General features: G+C 48.6%; 9 protein-coding genes. All 9 read left to right on the top strand.

The window, feature by feature from the left end:
- Positions 1-31: 31 nt before the first annotated feature.
- The 9 genes from D8U71_RS19825 (at position 32) to D8U71_RS19865 (ending at position 13812) form a co-directional block, all read left to right on the top strand.
- Positions 32-1474, top strand: coding sequence for a mannose-1-phosphate guanylyltransferase/mannose-6-phosphate isomerase (locus tag D8U71_RS19825; protein ID WP_130888483.1), 1443 nt, complete (start codon positions 32-34; stop codon positions 1472-1474).
- Positions 1475-1600: 126 nt separating this feature from the next.
- Positions 1601-2971, top strand: coding sequence for a phosphomannomutase (locus tag D8U71_RS19830; RefSeq protein ID WP_130888512.1), 1371 nt, complete (start codon positions 1601-1603; stop codon positions 2969-2971).
- Entirely contained in the window at positions 2968-3762 is a 795-nt protein-coding gene (locus tag D8U71_RS19835) for an ABC transporter permease (protein WP_177434927.1), read from the top strand. Before D8U71_RS19830 ends, D8U71_RS19835 begins: the two co-directional genes overlap by 4 nt.
- Positions 3762-5018: an ABC transporter ATP-binding protein gene (locus D8U71_RS28770; protein ID WP_130888484.1), complete on the top strand. Its 1257-nt coding sequence runs from the start codon at positions 3762-3764 to the stop codon at positions 5016-5018. Before D8U71_RS19835 ends, D8U71_RS28770 begins: the two co-directional genes overlap by 1 nt.
- A 130-nt stretch (positions 5019-5148) precedes the next feature.
- The gene (locus D8U71_RS19845; RefSeq protein ID WP_130888485.1) at positions 5149-6747 is read left to right on the top strand and encodes a hypothetical protein; all 1599 of its coding nucleotides are present in this window, start codon (positions 5149-5151) and stop codon (positions 6745-6747) included.
- A gap of 9 nt (positions 6748-6756) precedes the next feature.
- A complete protein-coding gene (locus tag D8U71_RS19850) occupies positions 6757-10776 on the top strand; it encodes a glycosyltransferase (RefSeq protein WP_130888486.1) in 4020 nt (1339 codons plus the stop codon).
- A 309-nt stretch (positions 10777-11085) separates the two neighbouring features.
- On the top strand, positions 11086-12573 hold the full coding sequence (locus D8U71_RS19855; protein ID WP_130888487.1) for a hypothetical protein: 1488 nt from the start codon (positions 11086-11088) through the stop codon (positions 12571-12573).
- Complete coding sequence (locus D8U71_RS19860) at positions 12570-12998, top strand: GtrA family protein (RefSeq protein WP_130888488.1); 429 nt, start codon at positions 12570-12572, stop codon at positions 12996-12998. The genes D8U71_RS19855 and D8U71_RS19860 overlap by 4 nt, the downstream gene beginning before the upstream one ends.
- A complete protein-coding gene (locus tag D8U71_RS19865) occupies positions 12985-13812 on the top strand; it encodes a glycosyltransferase family 2 protein (RefSeq protein ID WP_177434928.1) in 828 nt (275 codons plus the stop codon). The genes D8U71_RS19860 and D8U71_RS19865 overlap by 14 nt, the downstream gene beginning before the upstream one ends.
- Position 13813: the final 1 nt, after the last annotated feature.

Genomic DNA, 13813 nt, shown 5'->3' on the forward strand with positions numbered 1-13813 from the left:
TCCACTGGAGAGGGGACTAAGGATTGAGAGCATGGAACTGATTCCCGTAATTATGTCTGGCGGAGTGGGCAGCCGGTTGTGGCCTGTTTCTCGAGAAACCCATCCAAAGCCGTTCATGGCGCTGCCAGATGGCCAGAATCTAATCCAGAAAACGTTCCTTCGTGCTTCGCGTCTGGAAGGTGTGGTGGAAGTTCTGACGGTGACCAACCGCGAACTCCTGTTCAAGACTGAAGATGAGTACAGCGCAGTCAATTCTGCCAAGCATGCTCAGGCTTTCATTCTTGAACCCTTTGGTCGCAATACAGCGGCGGCCGTTGCCGCAGCGGCGCTTCAACTCGAATCCACGCACGGCCCCGATGCCCAGATGCTGGTGTTGGCTGCTGACCACCTGATCAAAGACGAAAAGGCTTTCGCTGCGGCCGTCTCCAGCGCCATGGCGCTGGCTGCCGACGGTTGGTTGGTAACGTTTGGTATTCAGCCAACCTATCCTGAGACTGGTTTCGGTTACATTGAAGCGCAGAAGGATGCCCCTCTTAAAGGTGGCTTGAAAGTCGCGCGTTTTGTCGAAAAGCCTAACCTTGCAACCGCTCAAAATTACATCGGCGCGGGGAACTACTACTGGAATTCCGGGATGTTCTGCTTCCGTGTGGGCTCCGTCCTGGAAGAGCTTCGTCAGCATGCTCCGGATGTAGTCGAGGCAGTTAGCAAAACGATCGATAGCTCGCGTCTGACCTCGTCCGCCAAATATCGTTGCCTGGCCCTTGATGCCGAAGCATTCGCAGCGGTGCCGGACATCTCTATCGATTACGCGTTAATGGAGCGCTCTTCCAAAGTTGCGACTGTTCCCTGTGACATCGGTTGGAGTGATATCGGTTCGTGGAATGCTGTCAGCGAATTGACCGAGCCCGACGAGAACGGTAACCGCTTTGAGGGCGAGGTACTGTCCCATGATTCGCGCAATAACTATGTCAACAGTGAAGACAGGTTGACTGCGCTTGTCGGGGTTGAGGACTTGCTGGTCATTGATACTCCCGACGCGGTGATGATTGCTCACAAGGATCACGCTCAAGACGTGAAGCATATTGTCAATCAGCTAAAGGCCTGCAGTCATACGGTGCATTTGCTTCACCGTACGGTGCATCGTCCGTGGGGTACTTACACCACGCTGGAAAACGGCGAGCGTTTCAAGATCAAGCGCATTGTTGTGAAGCCTAAAGCTTCTTTGTCGCTGCAAATGCATCACCACAGAAGCGAGCACTGGATCGTTGTGAGCGGTATGGCAATCGTGGTCAACGATCAGCAGGAGCTGATGCTGAACACCAATGAGTCCACGTTCATTCGCGCCGGCCACCAGCATCGCCTGATGAACCCGGGAGTCATCGATCTGGTGCTGATCGAAGTGCAGAGTGGTGATTATCTGGGTGAAGACGACATCGTGCGTTTTGAAGATAACTATGGTCGTGTCGACAAATAACGACACTGAACCCGATGCGAGCCCTGCGCCTTGCAGGGTTCAAGCGCCAGTGACATAAAGCCTGGCGGTCCATTCTTGCCGTTGCCGCCTCAGGGCGGCATCGGACATTTCAGCTATGTGAGTAGAATGTATCCTCCTATCGTGACGCAGTGTTTCAAAGCCTATGACATTCGTGGTCAGGTTCCCGCTCAACTCAACGAAGATATCGCTTACCGTATAGGTCGAGCACTCGTGACTGAGTTGCAGGGAAAAGCTTTTGTAGTCGGCCAGGACATGAGGCTCGAAAGTCCTCCTTTGGCGGCAGCGCTGAAGCGTGGCATTACTGAGGCGGGTGCCGACGTAATCGACATCGGGCTATGCGGAACCGAGGAAGTCTATTTCGCTACTAGTCACTATAAAGTCGATGGCGGAGTGATGATTACCGCCAGTCATAACCCCAAAGGCTACAACGGGATGAAGCTTGTCAAGGCCGAGTCTCGTCCTATCAGTGGTGACACCGGTCTTGATGCCATCCGGCAACGCGTCGAACAGGGTGACCTGGGTGACATGGCGGCGGAAAAGGGGACAGTCCGTCAGGCGTTCGATAAAAGTGCTTACATCGACCATTTGCTTACTTATGTCGACATCAGCGCACTGAAACCTTTGAAAATCCTCGCAGACCCAGGTAATGGCGCCGCCGGCCCTGTATTGCGGGCGCTGGCCGCGCGACTACCTTTGAAGTTGCTGTTTATCAATGAAGAGCCTGATGGCACCTTCCCGAACGGCGTCCCTAATCCATTATTACCGGAGAATCGCGAACTGACGCGTGATGCACTGTTAGCAAACCAGTGCGATATCGGACTGGCCTGGGATGGTGACTTCGACCGCTGCTTTTTCTTCGATGCGAATGGGCGTTTCATCGAGGGCTATTACTTGGTTGGCCTTCTGGCCGAGATGCTGCTCATTAAGCACCCTGGCAGCAAGATCATCCACGATCCGCGACTGACCTGGAACACCATCGAGCGAGTTGAGCAGGCGGGTGGTATCGCCGTGCAGAGTAAAACCGGCCACGCATTTATCAAGGAGCGTATGCGCGAAGAGGATGCAGTGTATGGCGGCGAAATGAGCGCTCACCACTACTTCCGTGATTTTGCGTACTGCGACAGTGGCATGATTCCGTGGTTGCTGGTAGCCGCTTTGATGTCGGCTAATGAAAAGAGCCTGTCTCAGTTAGTTGACGAACGAATTTCCGATTTTCCATGCAGCGGTGAAATCAACTATCGCGTTGATGATGTGCCGACAATTATTGAAAAAATACGCAAAGCCTATCTTCCTCTGGAACCAGCGATCGATATGACTGATGGTTTGAGCATGGACTTTGGCGCTTGGCGTTTCAATCTTAGAGAGTCCAATACGGAATCTCTGTTGCGACTGAACGTCGAATCGCGCGCCAGTGAAACCACGCTTTCATCGCAGCTTGCACTGCTTGAGGGGTTGATTTTAGGAGAGAACCAATGAGCTCTATGCTTAAAGCGCTCTGGAGCTATCGCGGGTTTATCTCAGGAAGTGTCAAACGAGAGTTTCAGTCCAAATACAGAAATTCTTTGCTGGGTGCGTTGTGGACGATACTCAATCCGCTGGCGATGATTATCGTATATACCGTCATTTTCGCTGAGGTGATGAGAGCTAAGTTGCCGGGTGTCGAAGGCACTTTTGGTTACAGTATCTACCTGTGCGCTGGGATACTTACTTGGGGGCTATTCGCCGAACTGGTCGGGAGAAGTCAGACTGTTTTTCTCGATAACGCCAATTTGTTGAAGAAAATCAGTTTTCCGCGGTTGTGTCTTCCAGTCGTGGTTGTTGCGAATGCCGGCATAAATTTCATCATCACATTTGGTCTTTTTACTGCTTTTCTGATCATTAGCGGTAATTTTCCTGGTTTGGCATTTCTTGCCTTGGTTCCGTTGCTGTTGATTTTGGTCCTATTTTCAATAGGACTCGGCATTACATTGGGGGTGCTCAATGTATTTTTCCGCGATGTCGGACAGTTCTTTGGGATCTTCATTACATTTTGGTTTTGGCTGACTCCCATCATCTATCCGATTACCGCGCTCTCCAAAGAGTTGCGAGTGTTTATTGACCTTAACCCGATGACCAGCCTCATGGCCGCCTTTCAAGGGGTTCTTGTTACCGGTCAATGGCCGCAATGGGGAACTTTGTGGCAGATCACCACCTTGGCGGTGTTTTTGTGTTTTGTGGGTATGCGTTTTTTCCGCAAGCATGCAGGCGAAATAGTGGACGAACTTTGATGGGTAGTATTTCGGTTGTTGGACTGGGCAAAGCATACAAACAATATCGCACGCGTTGGGGGCGATTGGCTGAGTGGCTCATTCCCAAACTCAAGCCCCAACATACCCTCAAGTGGGTATTACAAGACATCAGCTTTAGGGTGAATGCCGGTGAGGCCGTAGGGATAATCGGGGTCAATGGTGCAGGCAAAAGCACGTTGCTGAAAATGATTACGGGCACTACCCAACCTACGACCGGGAGTGTGGGCATCAATGGGCGAGTCGCCGCTCTGCTCGAGTTGGGTATGGGGTTTCACCCTGATTTTACGGGCAGACAGAATGCCTACATGGCCGGTCAGTTGCTTGGGCTTTCTCTGGAGGAGGTCTCTCTGCATATGTCGGAAATCGAGGCGTTCGCCGACATAGGTGATTACATTGATCAACCGGTGCGTGTGTACTCCAGCGGTATGCAGGTGAGGCTGGCATTTGCAGTGGCAACTGCGGTGCGTCCAGAGATTCTCATCGTCGATGAAGCCCTGTCGGTTGGTGATGTTGCTTTTCAGCGAAAGTGCTATCGACGCATTGAACAGTTTCGTGAAAAGGGCACAACTCTGCTTTTTGTAACTCATGATACTGAAACAGTAAAAAAAATTTGCGATAAAGCGCTCTTCCTTCAGAATGGAAGTGTCGCCGCCTTTGGTACTGCGAAAGAAGTATGCGATACCTACGAACAAGTTTTGTTCGGCGGTGGGAAGAAACCGGCTTTGCCAGTACTAAAGAGTGTCGAGGCAGTGGTTGACCCCAGCTTGCTGAGCAGTTGTGAGCTTTCTTACGGCGATGGTCGCGCGGTTGTTGAGTCGATATGGATGGAAAGCTCGGAGGGGCATCCAGCCAACGTTTTCGGCAGCAACGATAGCTTGATACTGAAGTATCGCGTTCGTTTTACCGAAGAGGTGACACAGATCGCATTTGCCTTCATGGTCAAGACGCGTGATGGCATTGCACTGTTTGGAATGGACACTGCGGATATGCCTGAAGTGAAAGGCAGAACCTTCAGTGCCGGCGAAACGCTCCTGTTAAAATTTGAATTTGGTAATTCATTCGCCCCCGGAACCTATTACGTGAACTGCGGTGTACGGGACGATACCGGTGATGTTGCTTTGTTCTTACATCGCCGTATTGATGTTGTCCTTTTTCGCGTCCGAGCAGATGAGGGTACGTTTGCGAAAACTGGCTTTATAAATGTCCCAGCAAAATTCGAACTTGCAGCGGAGTAAGAGGGTGAGCATTCTAAAGGATTCTAAAGCCTGTCCTGTATTCGTTCACTCTTTGTTTCGGGCGGGAAGTACCTACATATTCAGTGTTTTTAGAAGCTCCAGCGCAGGCTACTGGTGTTATCAGGAACCCATGAGCGAGTTTGTGTTATCTGCGCGGAACGAGCGTGAAAGCATGCTTGCTGCAGACGACAATATGGCAAAGGTGCTGCGTCATCCGGATATGAAGGGGGCGTATTATTCCGAGCTATATAGCGTGTCCGACGAGTGTATAACTCTGCTGGATGAATCCTGTATCTATGATGGTTATTTTGCCACGACTCCAGAGCAGGCGGGCGTGTCATATTTGTCGGGTCTGATATCTTCGGCCAAGGGCAGGCCACTGATTCAAGAGTGTCGTACTAGCTCTCGTATCGGTGTGATAAAGAGTGAGTTGGGCGGGGCTCACATCTATCTATGGCGCAATCCCTGGGACCAATGGTGGTCTTATAAAGTGGATCACTACTTTGATGATGCAAATCAGATTTGCATCAATGGCGCCGATCATCCAAACGTCATCAGTCGCTTGATCGACGAAGTCGGCTTCAACGGTTTGAAAGAGGGGAATATTTTTCAGAAGTTTTCCTGGTTCTACGAGCACCGCTTGTCTCCGGAAAACAGCTACCTTGTTTTTTATGTACTGTGGTTTTTGGGTTTGAAAGAAGGCTTGGAGCACTCTGATTTGCAGATCAATATTGATCGACTCAGCGACAGTCTAGAGTACCGAAATGACATTACCCATGCTCTAAGGGAAATGGGCGTCGACGGACTCGATTTTTCTGAATGCTCAGTACCTCAAGCCGCATACGGTGCGAAAGACAGAGCTTTCTTTCAAGGCATTGAACAGCGTGCCCATGGTCTTTTACTACTTTCCGGGACATCACAGACACTGATTGATGAGGTTGTAGCACTTCGTAAAGTAAGCGAGCCGCTTGTTTGGCATCGAGATTATAGCGCCGAGGCAAGCGCTAATCTGGTTAGGGATGCTGAAAGAGCTCGCGAATTGGCTCTCGGTTTTGAGAAAAGAGTAGTGACTGCGCGCATTGAGCATGAGCGGCAGTTACTTGTTGAGCACGAAAGGTATAATTCTATAGAAGCACGTTTGTTGGCCGAGACGGCTCAAGTACAGATGCTTGATGCCAAGTGTTTGGAACTCATGGATATCTTGGGCGCGGCTGACGCTAAAGCATCCGAAGCGAACATGGTCCGTCAGGAGGTCGAGGACAAACTTGCGTCCAAGGAGGCTGTGTTTCAGAGTGCGCAGCTGGAATCTAAAGCGTTGGCGGCCGAGCTTGAAAGACAGATTCAAGAACTAATGAAAAGTACTTCATGGCGGCTGACCCGACCGCTGCGCGTTTTGAACAAACTGATAAAGGACCCAGGTATTAATTTGAAGGCTTCTCCATTATTGAAGATCAAGCACCAGCTAAAGTCTTTCATTTCTCGTTTAATGCGAAAGGCAGTCGCAAATCCGAGAATTAAGAGTTGGGCTGTCGGTTTTCTTTCGCGTCGCCCGGTATTGAAGGCCCGACTTAAGCGTATTGCGTGGGGAATGCAACAGAGTCATGTTGGCGCCGTGAGTCCTTTGAACCCCACGGTAGGTGCGTCAACATCGTATGTACAGCTTTCCAGATTTAAGAAAAAAGGGAACGGTGAAGATTTGAAATCACCCCTTGAATCTTTTTTCTACTGAGTATTTATTTTGAAAAAAATATTGGCGTTTAGCTTTTTTCCTGCATTTACACCCGTCTCGAACGGTGGTGAATCTAGAATTTTTAATTTTTACAGATCGCTGAGTCGCACGCATCAAGTTACCTTGTTGAGCTCAACTCACCAAGGCAGCGATGAAGAGCGGGTTTTTCATGGCGCCAACTTCATCGAGCGTAGAATTCCCAAGGATATGGCGTTTGATGAAGTCTGGGCCGCACTGTCCAAAGTTTCCGGGAAGGGGGATCTGTCAGGTCCTGCCCTTGCTGTTTGTGCCAAGTACCCAGGCGCCTTTCACGACGCTTATCTTGAAGAGTATGAGTCGGCGGATATAGTTATCCATGACTTCCCATTTACTATTGACTACGATGTGTTCGCCGGTTTTGATAGTAAACTTCGTATTTATAATTCTCAGAATTGCGAAAGTGTTCTCTATCGTTCCTTGCATAGCGATGCAGGATCGGACGAAATTCCGAACTTGGTAGAAGGTCTGGAAAAGAAGATACTTGAACTTTCGGATCTGGTTTTTTACTGCGGTGACGCTGACCTCGTCGCTTTCCATGATCTGGCGCCAACTGCAAAATTCGAGAGTGTTTTTGTTCCTAACGGTATGACACCTGTTCGAACAACGTCTTCGAAAGACAATTCGAGATCAGTTTTCTCTACTGTTTTCATGGGCAGCGGCCATTTACCTAACCAGATCGCTGCGCTGACACTGGCCAATAAAATTGCGCCTCTGGTGCCAGAGGTCAAGTTCAATATTTTGGGTACATGCCTTCCTGAAGGTAAGTATCCCGCTAACGTCATCCGCCATGGTCGGGTGAGCGATGTGCTGAAAGAAGAGTTGCTGGGGGCTAGCCATTTGGCATTGAACCCTATGTCCACTGGCAGTGGATCCAATATTAAGGTGTTGGAGTATCTGGCTAGGGGGCTGCCGGTTCTTTCAACTGAGTTTGGTGTCAGAGGACTTTCTGGTCAGGAGGATGAGCATTTTATCATCTCCTCACTGGAGATGTTTGATCAGGCCATTAGAGATGCTGCGCATTCTCCAGAGCGTCTCTCGTGTATAGGTCAGGCCGGGTTGTCATTTGTTAATGCCAACTTTACATGGGATGCTATTGCTGAAAATGCCAGTAAAAAAATAGTAGACGCTTACCATCGTAATAAAAAAAGTGGCGCGAAGAAGATTGTGACGGTATTAAACGATTACAATTCTTTTGCAGGAATTGGCGGTGGTGCCACTCGGACGCGTGGATTATACGCAGCAGTTTCCGAGACAAGTACGGTTGTATTTTTATGTTTTTCCAGCGATTGTTTCTTGCAGGTAGATTGTCACGATGATAATACATTAGTCATTGCTGTTCCAAAAACTGCGCAGCATCTCGAAGAACAGCGATACGTGAATGCACAATCGCATATATCGTGCGACGACATTGTCGCCGGCCGACATTGCGCACATAATCCTCTTCTGATCAAAATCTACCAGGCCCTGAGGCGGGAAGCTGACAGTGTAGTGATTGAACATCCATTCATGGTGGAGTTGCCAGTCGCATATGCTGACAGATTTGTTTATTCCTCCCAGAATAATGAATTGACGCTGAAAACCCGTCTGTTGGAACACCACCCACTCAGAGACTCTTTAATTAGTGATGTGGCTGAGTTTGAGCGCAAAGCTGTCGAGCTTTCGGCGCTTACGATTGCTGTTTCTGACGACGATGCCGATAGTCTTCTGAGAAAACGACGTACAGCAGGTCCCGCAATAGTTGTACGCAATGGGTCTGCGCCTGCGGCATTGGTAGATGCAACGAGAGCAAGTAAAATTCAGGCTGGTATTTCTGCGCGATCCGCAGTTTTTCTTGGCTCGGCGCATATGCCCAATGTTGACTCCGCTAACTATATTGTTGAACACATTGCTCCAAACTGCCCGGACGTCGAGTTTCATCTGATCGGCTCTGTGTGTAGTTCGATTAGTGTCAAGATGACTCGAAATGTTCATCTATGGGGTGTTTTGGATGATTCGGACAAGTCCGCAGTTATGCAGGCATGTTCTATTGCCATCAACCCCATGATGTCCGGTAGCGGTTCGAATGTGAAGTTGGCCGACTATCTCGCCAACGGATTATTTGTGGTGACGACGATTTTTGGACAGCGAGGTTATCCTGACGTTATTCTAGATCATATAGATGTCGTGACGCTGGAGGATTTTCCAAAGGCGATAATGACAGCGCTTTCCGATTTGGAACTGCTTACACCCGAAGTAAGGCTTTTACGTCAGTCCATATTTAATCATTGCCTGTCCATGCAGGCGCTGGCGGCGGATTTTGTTCACGCGTTAAAAGGTCTTTCAGCGCCTAAGAAGCGTGTGCTCTTTGTGACTTATCGTTATACCTCTCCTGCCATGGGCGGCGCTGAGTTAATGGTTGAGCAACTATTAAGAGCTCTTGGCAGAAGTAATATTTATCAAATTGATGTGGTCGCTCCTGAAGTCAGCTCGATGCACAGCAAATTTCGATTTGCGGAACACTATCATTTCAATGCGAATGACAGTGCGTTCATCAATATGCACAACGTCAGATTTGCCCGCTTTCCTATTGAGCAATCAATGTCGCAATCCGCGGCGCAGGTTCTGGAGCGTGCATGGCAACTGCAACCGACATTTGAGCGTATCGTCTCAGACTCTGTTAAAGCCGGATATGACCGTAGTGGCTTGACGTGGGGTTGGGCATTGCCGGAAGGCCAGGCTCTAAAAGCATCTCGCTGGGCGTATTCGACGTGTGGGTTGTATGTTGCAGAGGAGACAGACGTTCGCATTGAAGGCTACGTCCACCAAAAGGCCTATATCACGGTAATGGACGCTGAAGGAGTGATAATCCTGAGTTCAGAAGTTCAGGGGCACTTTGTGTTGGCGTTTTCCTCTCCTGCTGGGGCGTTGGAAATTACTACATCAATTGGATCCTCTCACCATGAAGATCCTCGTCCTCTGTCATTTATAATGACAGCGTTGTATTTCAATACCGTGCAACTTGATATCTCCAACCCGTCGCTGGTTAATTTGGCTACTGTCGATGCCGAGACGGCTTTTGAGGTTTTGGCGGAAGCTGCCAAGGGGACTCGTGATCCTTTGAGTGTCAAGCTAAGTGATATACGTGGCCCTTTCTCCGAAGCCCTTGAGCATTATGTTGAGTCTCAAGTAAGTAATTATGATCTGGTGATTACTCATAATCACGTGTTTCGCCCGGCTATTGTCGCGGTTGAAAGTGCCAAACGGCATAAGGTGCCGGTAATTATCATACCTCACGCGCATTTAGATGATGATTTTTACCACTTTCCAGATATTAATGACGCGGCGCGTGACGCCGATCTGGTATTGGCTTCTCCTCTCGCTGCTTGTGAGTTTTATCGTCGCCGAGGCGCCAATGTCAGTTATCTGCCAGCCGGGATTGATACCAGTGAAATATTCCATCAAGACGATGTAGATGCTTTTCGAGCCGTGTTTCCGGTAGATCGCCCTTTTGTTTTAGTATTGGGCAGAAAATCAGGTGCGAAGGGCTATAACGACACAATTGCAGCCATTGAGAGGTTGAATGGCAAAGGTAAAAACTTACATGTAGTACTGATTGGACCTGACGATGACGGTCTGCCTGTACTATCCGCCCATGCGAGTTACTTGGGCAAGCAGCCCAGGAATGTAGTTCGTGGAGCGCTCATGTCATGTTTTTCATTGATCAATATGAGTAGTAGCGAGAGCTTCGGAATAGTGCTGCTGGAAGCTTGGTTAGCCGGTAAGCCGGTAATTGCGAACAGTGCTTGTGCAGCTTTTCATGATATGGCGGTTGATGGTGTCAATGCTGTATTGACGGACCGCGAAGGATTGGAAGAGGCAATCACTCGACTGATTGGAAATCCAGCATTGTGCTCGACATTGGCGGAGAACGGCCGACGCATTACTCATGAGTATGACTGGTCGGTTATCGGTGATCGCTTTATCACCACTTGCAACGAGGTTCTGATATAACGGTCGAGGTAATTATTGGTTTTCGTGGGGAACGGCCTGTGACGTCGAATATAAGTCGTTCTTCGCATTGTTAAGGAAATTGATTCTATAATGTCCAATGTTACTTGATCAACGGGAACGAAAAAATGGTCGGTGTTGAAAGTTGGTTTTCGAAAGTGATTGTGACTTTATTGGTGGGGGTATGAGGCTTTGTCCATTGGGCGTGTCGAAGGCTCAATTGGCAGATTTGCAGAATTTTAAAGGGAGCTGTTCTTTACCGGTTACAGATTGTCGAGGTGCAATAAACTCAGGGCTTGAAGGGGCAGGGTTTTGAATAACGGTGATTTTGGCGTGAGGCCATTGAAGTGGCTCGCGTTGGTCCTGGCTATATTGGCATGCGCGTTTTACGCAGTTTACCTGGGACACGCGATTCTAAGTGACAGAGTCTTGTATGCCGATGGTTCGAATTTTTTTGTGCAGTTGTTGAGCCAAAATAAGGCGTGGCCGATTGCTGATGATCCGAAGCACATACGGTTGTTTGCGAATATAGTAAATCAACTTCCTGTTGCTATCGCTATTAAGTTAGGGATGGAAAGCGTCAGCGGACTGAGATTTCTGTTTGGTGCTGGAGCTTTTTTGGGCACGGCGCTTGTTTATTTTTTCTGTTTCTTCTTAAGTCGTCGGGCAAATGACTCTCGCGTTTTTTTCTTTGCTCTAGCCAGTCTGATTACTTGCGCAATTCCGTCCGATATTTTCATTCTGAATCAGTCTTTTATTTCGTTGGCCTTTGCGTGGGTGCTGATTCATTACCTGCTGTTGAAAATCAATATTCGATGGTTTGACTGGCTAGTGATTGCAGTTGTTTCTTTGATATTGTTCAGAGGGCATGAAAATCTGGTTCTTTGGGGGTGCGTTATTTTTGTTGGCGCGCTAGCTGCAGTTTGGTTCAGCGGTGCACGCGGTGATTTTCGTAAAAGCCCACACCTCTATGTAATCGGTGCTGTCGGCGTGGCCCAGTCACTGTTTGTTCTCTATTGGCAGTTTACTCATCCTGTTGGTCAGGAAACCAACGCTTTTCTAGAACTTGTCAAATTTGCAATGCCGCAGGAAATGTGGGTCGGCAATACGAGAGTAAGTCTTTTGGCGACTGTTTTACTTGTTGTGGCAGTGCTTTACGGATGGTTCGCTCGTAGCATAGGTAAGGGCGGCGCGCTACTTTTCGTGCTGGTCTTTTTAATATTTCTGTCATTGTCCGGTGTCGCGCTGCATGCCGGGGTTTTAGCAATACAGGATTTCAATCTGACTGACCCGCGCAGGGAGTTTAATTATCGGTTTCTGATGACCATCGGCTCCCCTGGATGGATGCTCGCTTCGATTTTATTTGTGTGTGCAAAAATCGATGTTGATGTGCGTGGTGCTTATTTTGCGATCATCGCGCTTTCAGTTGGCTTGATATCCGCATCTCTCTGGCAGGTCTCCAATACCCTACAGTGGCTCGAATTCAAGAACGCTGCTCTTCACGAACTTAATGAGGCACCAGGGCCAATTTTACAACCTGACTCTGTGAGAGAAAGGCTGAGTTCGGAGCAGCGCGAGTATGCTTATAAGTATCGTTGGGTCTGGACGTGGCCAGTATTCGGTATGAGCTTACAGAACGACGGTAGGGTTGTTAAAATGTTCAGGCCTGAAGGGTTTGATGATTATTTCAAACCTCCGAAAAAGATTCCTTTTGTTCCACTTTCGGGCGGCGAATATGGCAGCGAAGGACAAGGTTTGTATTCATTTGACGGTTTTCAAGCCGCTGGAAAAAAACAATGATGAAGTTGTTTTTAGGTTTTTTATTGGTATCTGGGGTTGGGTGGATTCTTGATCTGTTTTCCTATACGGCTCTGACCCAGGCTTTTGATGTGTCGCCTGCCTTTGCAAATTTCGCATCATCTATGGTCGGTGTTACGTACGTATGGTTGATTGCTCTCAATCGTGTTTTCAAACGAGGTGGGCACGGCAAGTATGTTTTTTTACCGATCTACTGGGCTTATCAAGCGGTGTCTATCATAGGGTATTCGCTGCTGATTTCCATCGTCGTTGTAAAACTGGTAGATTTCGGGGTTGATCAGGCATTTGCACTGCCAGTGGCTGTTATGGCGAAGCTTATGGTCACCCCCGTTAATTTATTGACGAATTTTCTGTTTATGACTGTTCTTACGAAATTTATGAGTGCTGATTCCGATGGCCAAGTCTGAAGCTAATCCGAAAATCCTGGTGTTCGTCCCTACCTATCGCTGTGAAACGCAGATCACTCGCGTTATCGATCAGTTTGATGAGAGCGTACAGGCCAGGATCGATACCGTCATGGTTGTTGATAACCGCTCACCTGACGGTACCCTTGAGGCTGCCATCGAGCGCGGCAAATTAGTCCTGAAGAGTTGTAATTTCATCGCTTGGTGTAACGATGATAACTATGGCTTGGGAGGATCGCACAAAGCGGCCTTTCGCTATGCCGTAGAGAACGGCTTTGATTTCCTTATTGTGCTGCACGGTGACGACCAGGCCGATATTCGTGATTTGATGCCACAATTGCAATCCGGATTGGATAAAGACGTTGATTGTTTGTTAGGTGCACGTTTCATGCGTGGTAGCCGTTTGAAAGGATATTCCTGGTTTCGTACATTCGGTAATCGGGTTTATAATGCATTGTTTTCCATGGTCACAATGCGTGCGATTTATGATTTGGGATCTGGATTGAACCTCTATCGTGTAGCGGCGTATCGCGACTTCTACTACAAAACATTTCCTGACGACTTAACGTTCAATTATATGATGCTGCTGGCTAGCTATCAGCGGAAGCAAGTGGTGCGCTTTTTTCCCATCAGCTGGAGAGAAGACGATCAGATATCGAACGTCAGATTGTTCCGTCAAGCACTTAAAGTCTTGAGGTTGCTTGCGGGATTTGGTCTGCGGCGCGACAGGTTCGTCACTAAAGAGTTGCGCTCTCGGGCATTTGATGCTTACACGGGACAAATTCGCTATAGCCAAGGCTCAGCTTCCAATGAGTAAA

This window comes from Pseudomonas sp. Sample_21, assembly GCF_004307525.1.
In the GTDB taxonomy this organism is placed as follows: domain Bacteria; phylum Pseudomonadota; class Gammaproteobacteria; order Pseudomonadales; family Pseudomonadaceae; genus Aquipseudomonas; species Aquipseudomonas atacamensis.

Coding starts and splice junctions, on each gene's coding strand:
- D8U71_RS19825 (WP_130888483.1), top strand. CDS start 32: ATGGAACTGATTCCCGTAATTATGTCTGGCGGAGTGGGCAGCCGGTTG.
- D8U71_RS19830 (WP_130888512.1), top strand. CDS start 1,601: ATGTATCCTCCTATCGTGACGCAGTGTTTCAAAGCCTATGACATTCGT.
- D8U71_RS19835 (WP_177434927.1), top strand. CDS start 2,968: ATGAGCTCTATGCTTAAAGCGCTCTGGAGCTATCGCGGGTTTATCTCA.
- D8U71_RS28770 (WP_130888484.1), top strand. CDS start 3,762: ATGGGTAGTATTTCGGTTGTTGGACTGGGCAAAGCATACAAACAATAT.
- D8U71_RS19845 (WP_130888485.1), top strand. CDS start 5,149: ATGAGCGAGTTTGTGTTATCTGCGCGGAACGAGCGTGAAAGCATGCTT.
- D8U71_RS19860 (WP_130888488.1), top strand. CDS start 12,570: ATGATGAAGTTGTTTTTAGGTTTTTTATTGGTATCTGGGGTTGGGTGG.
- D8U71_RS19865 (WP_177434928.1), top strand. CDS start 12,985: ATGGCCAAGTCTGAAGCTAATCCGAAAATCCTGGTGTTCGTCCCTACC.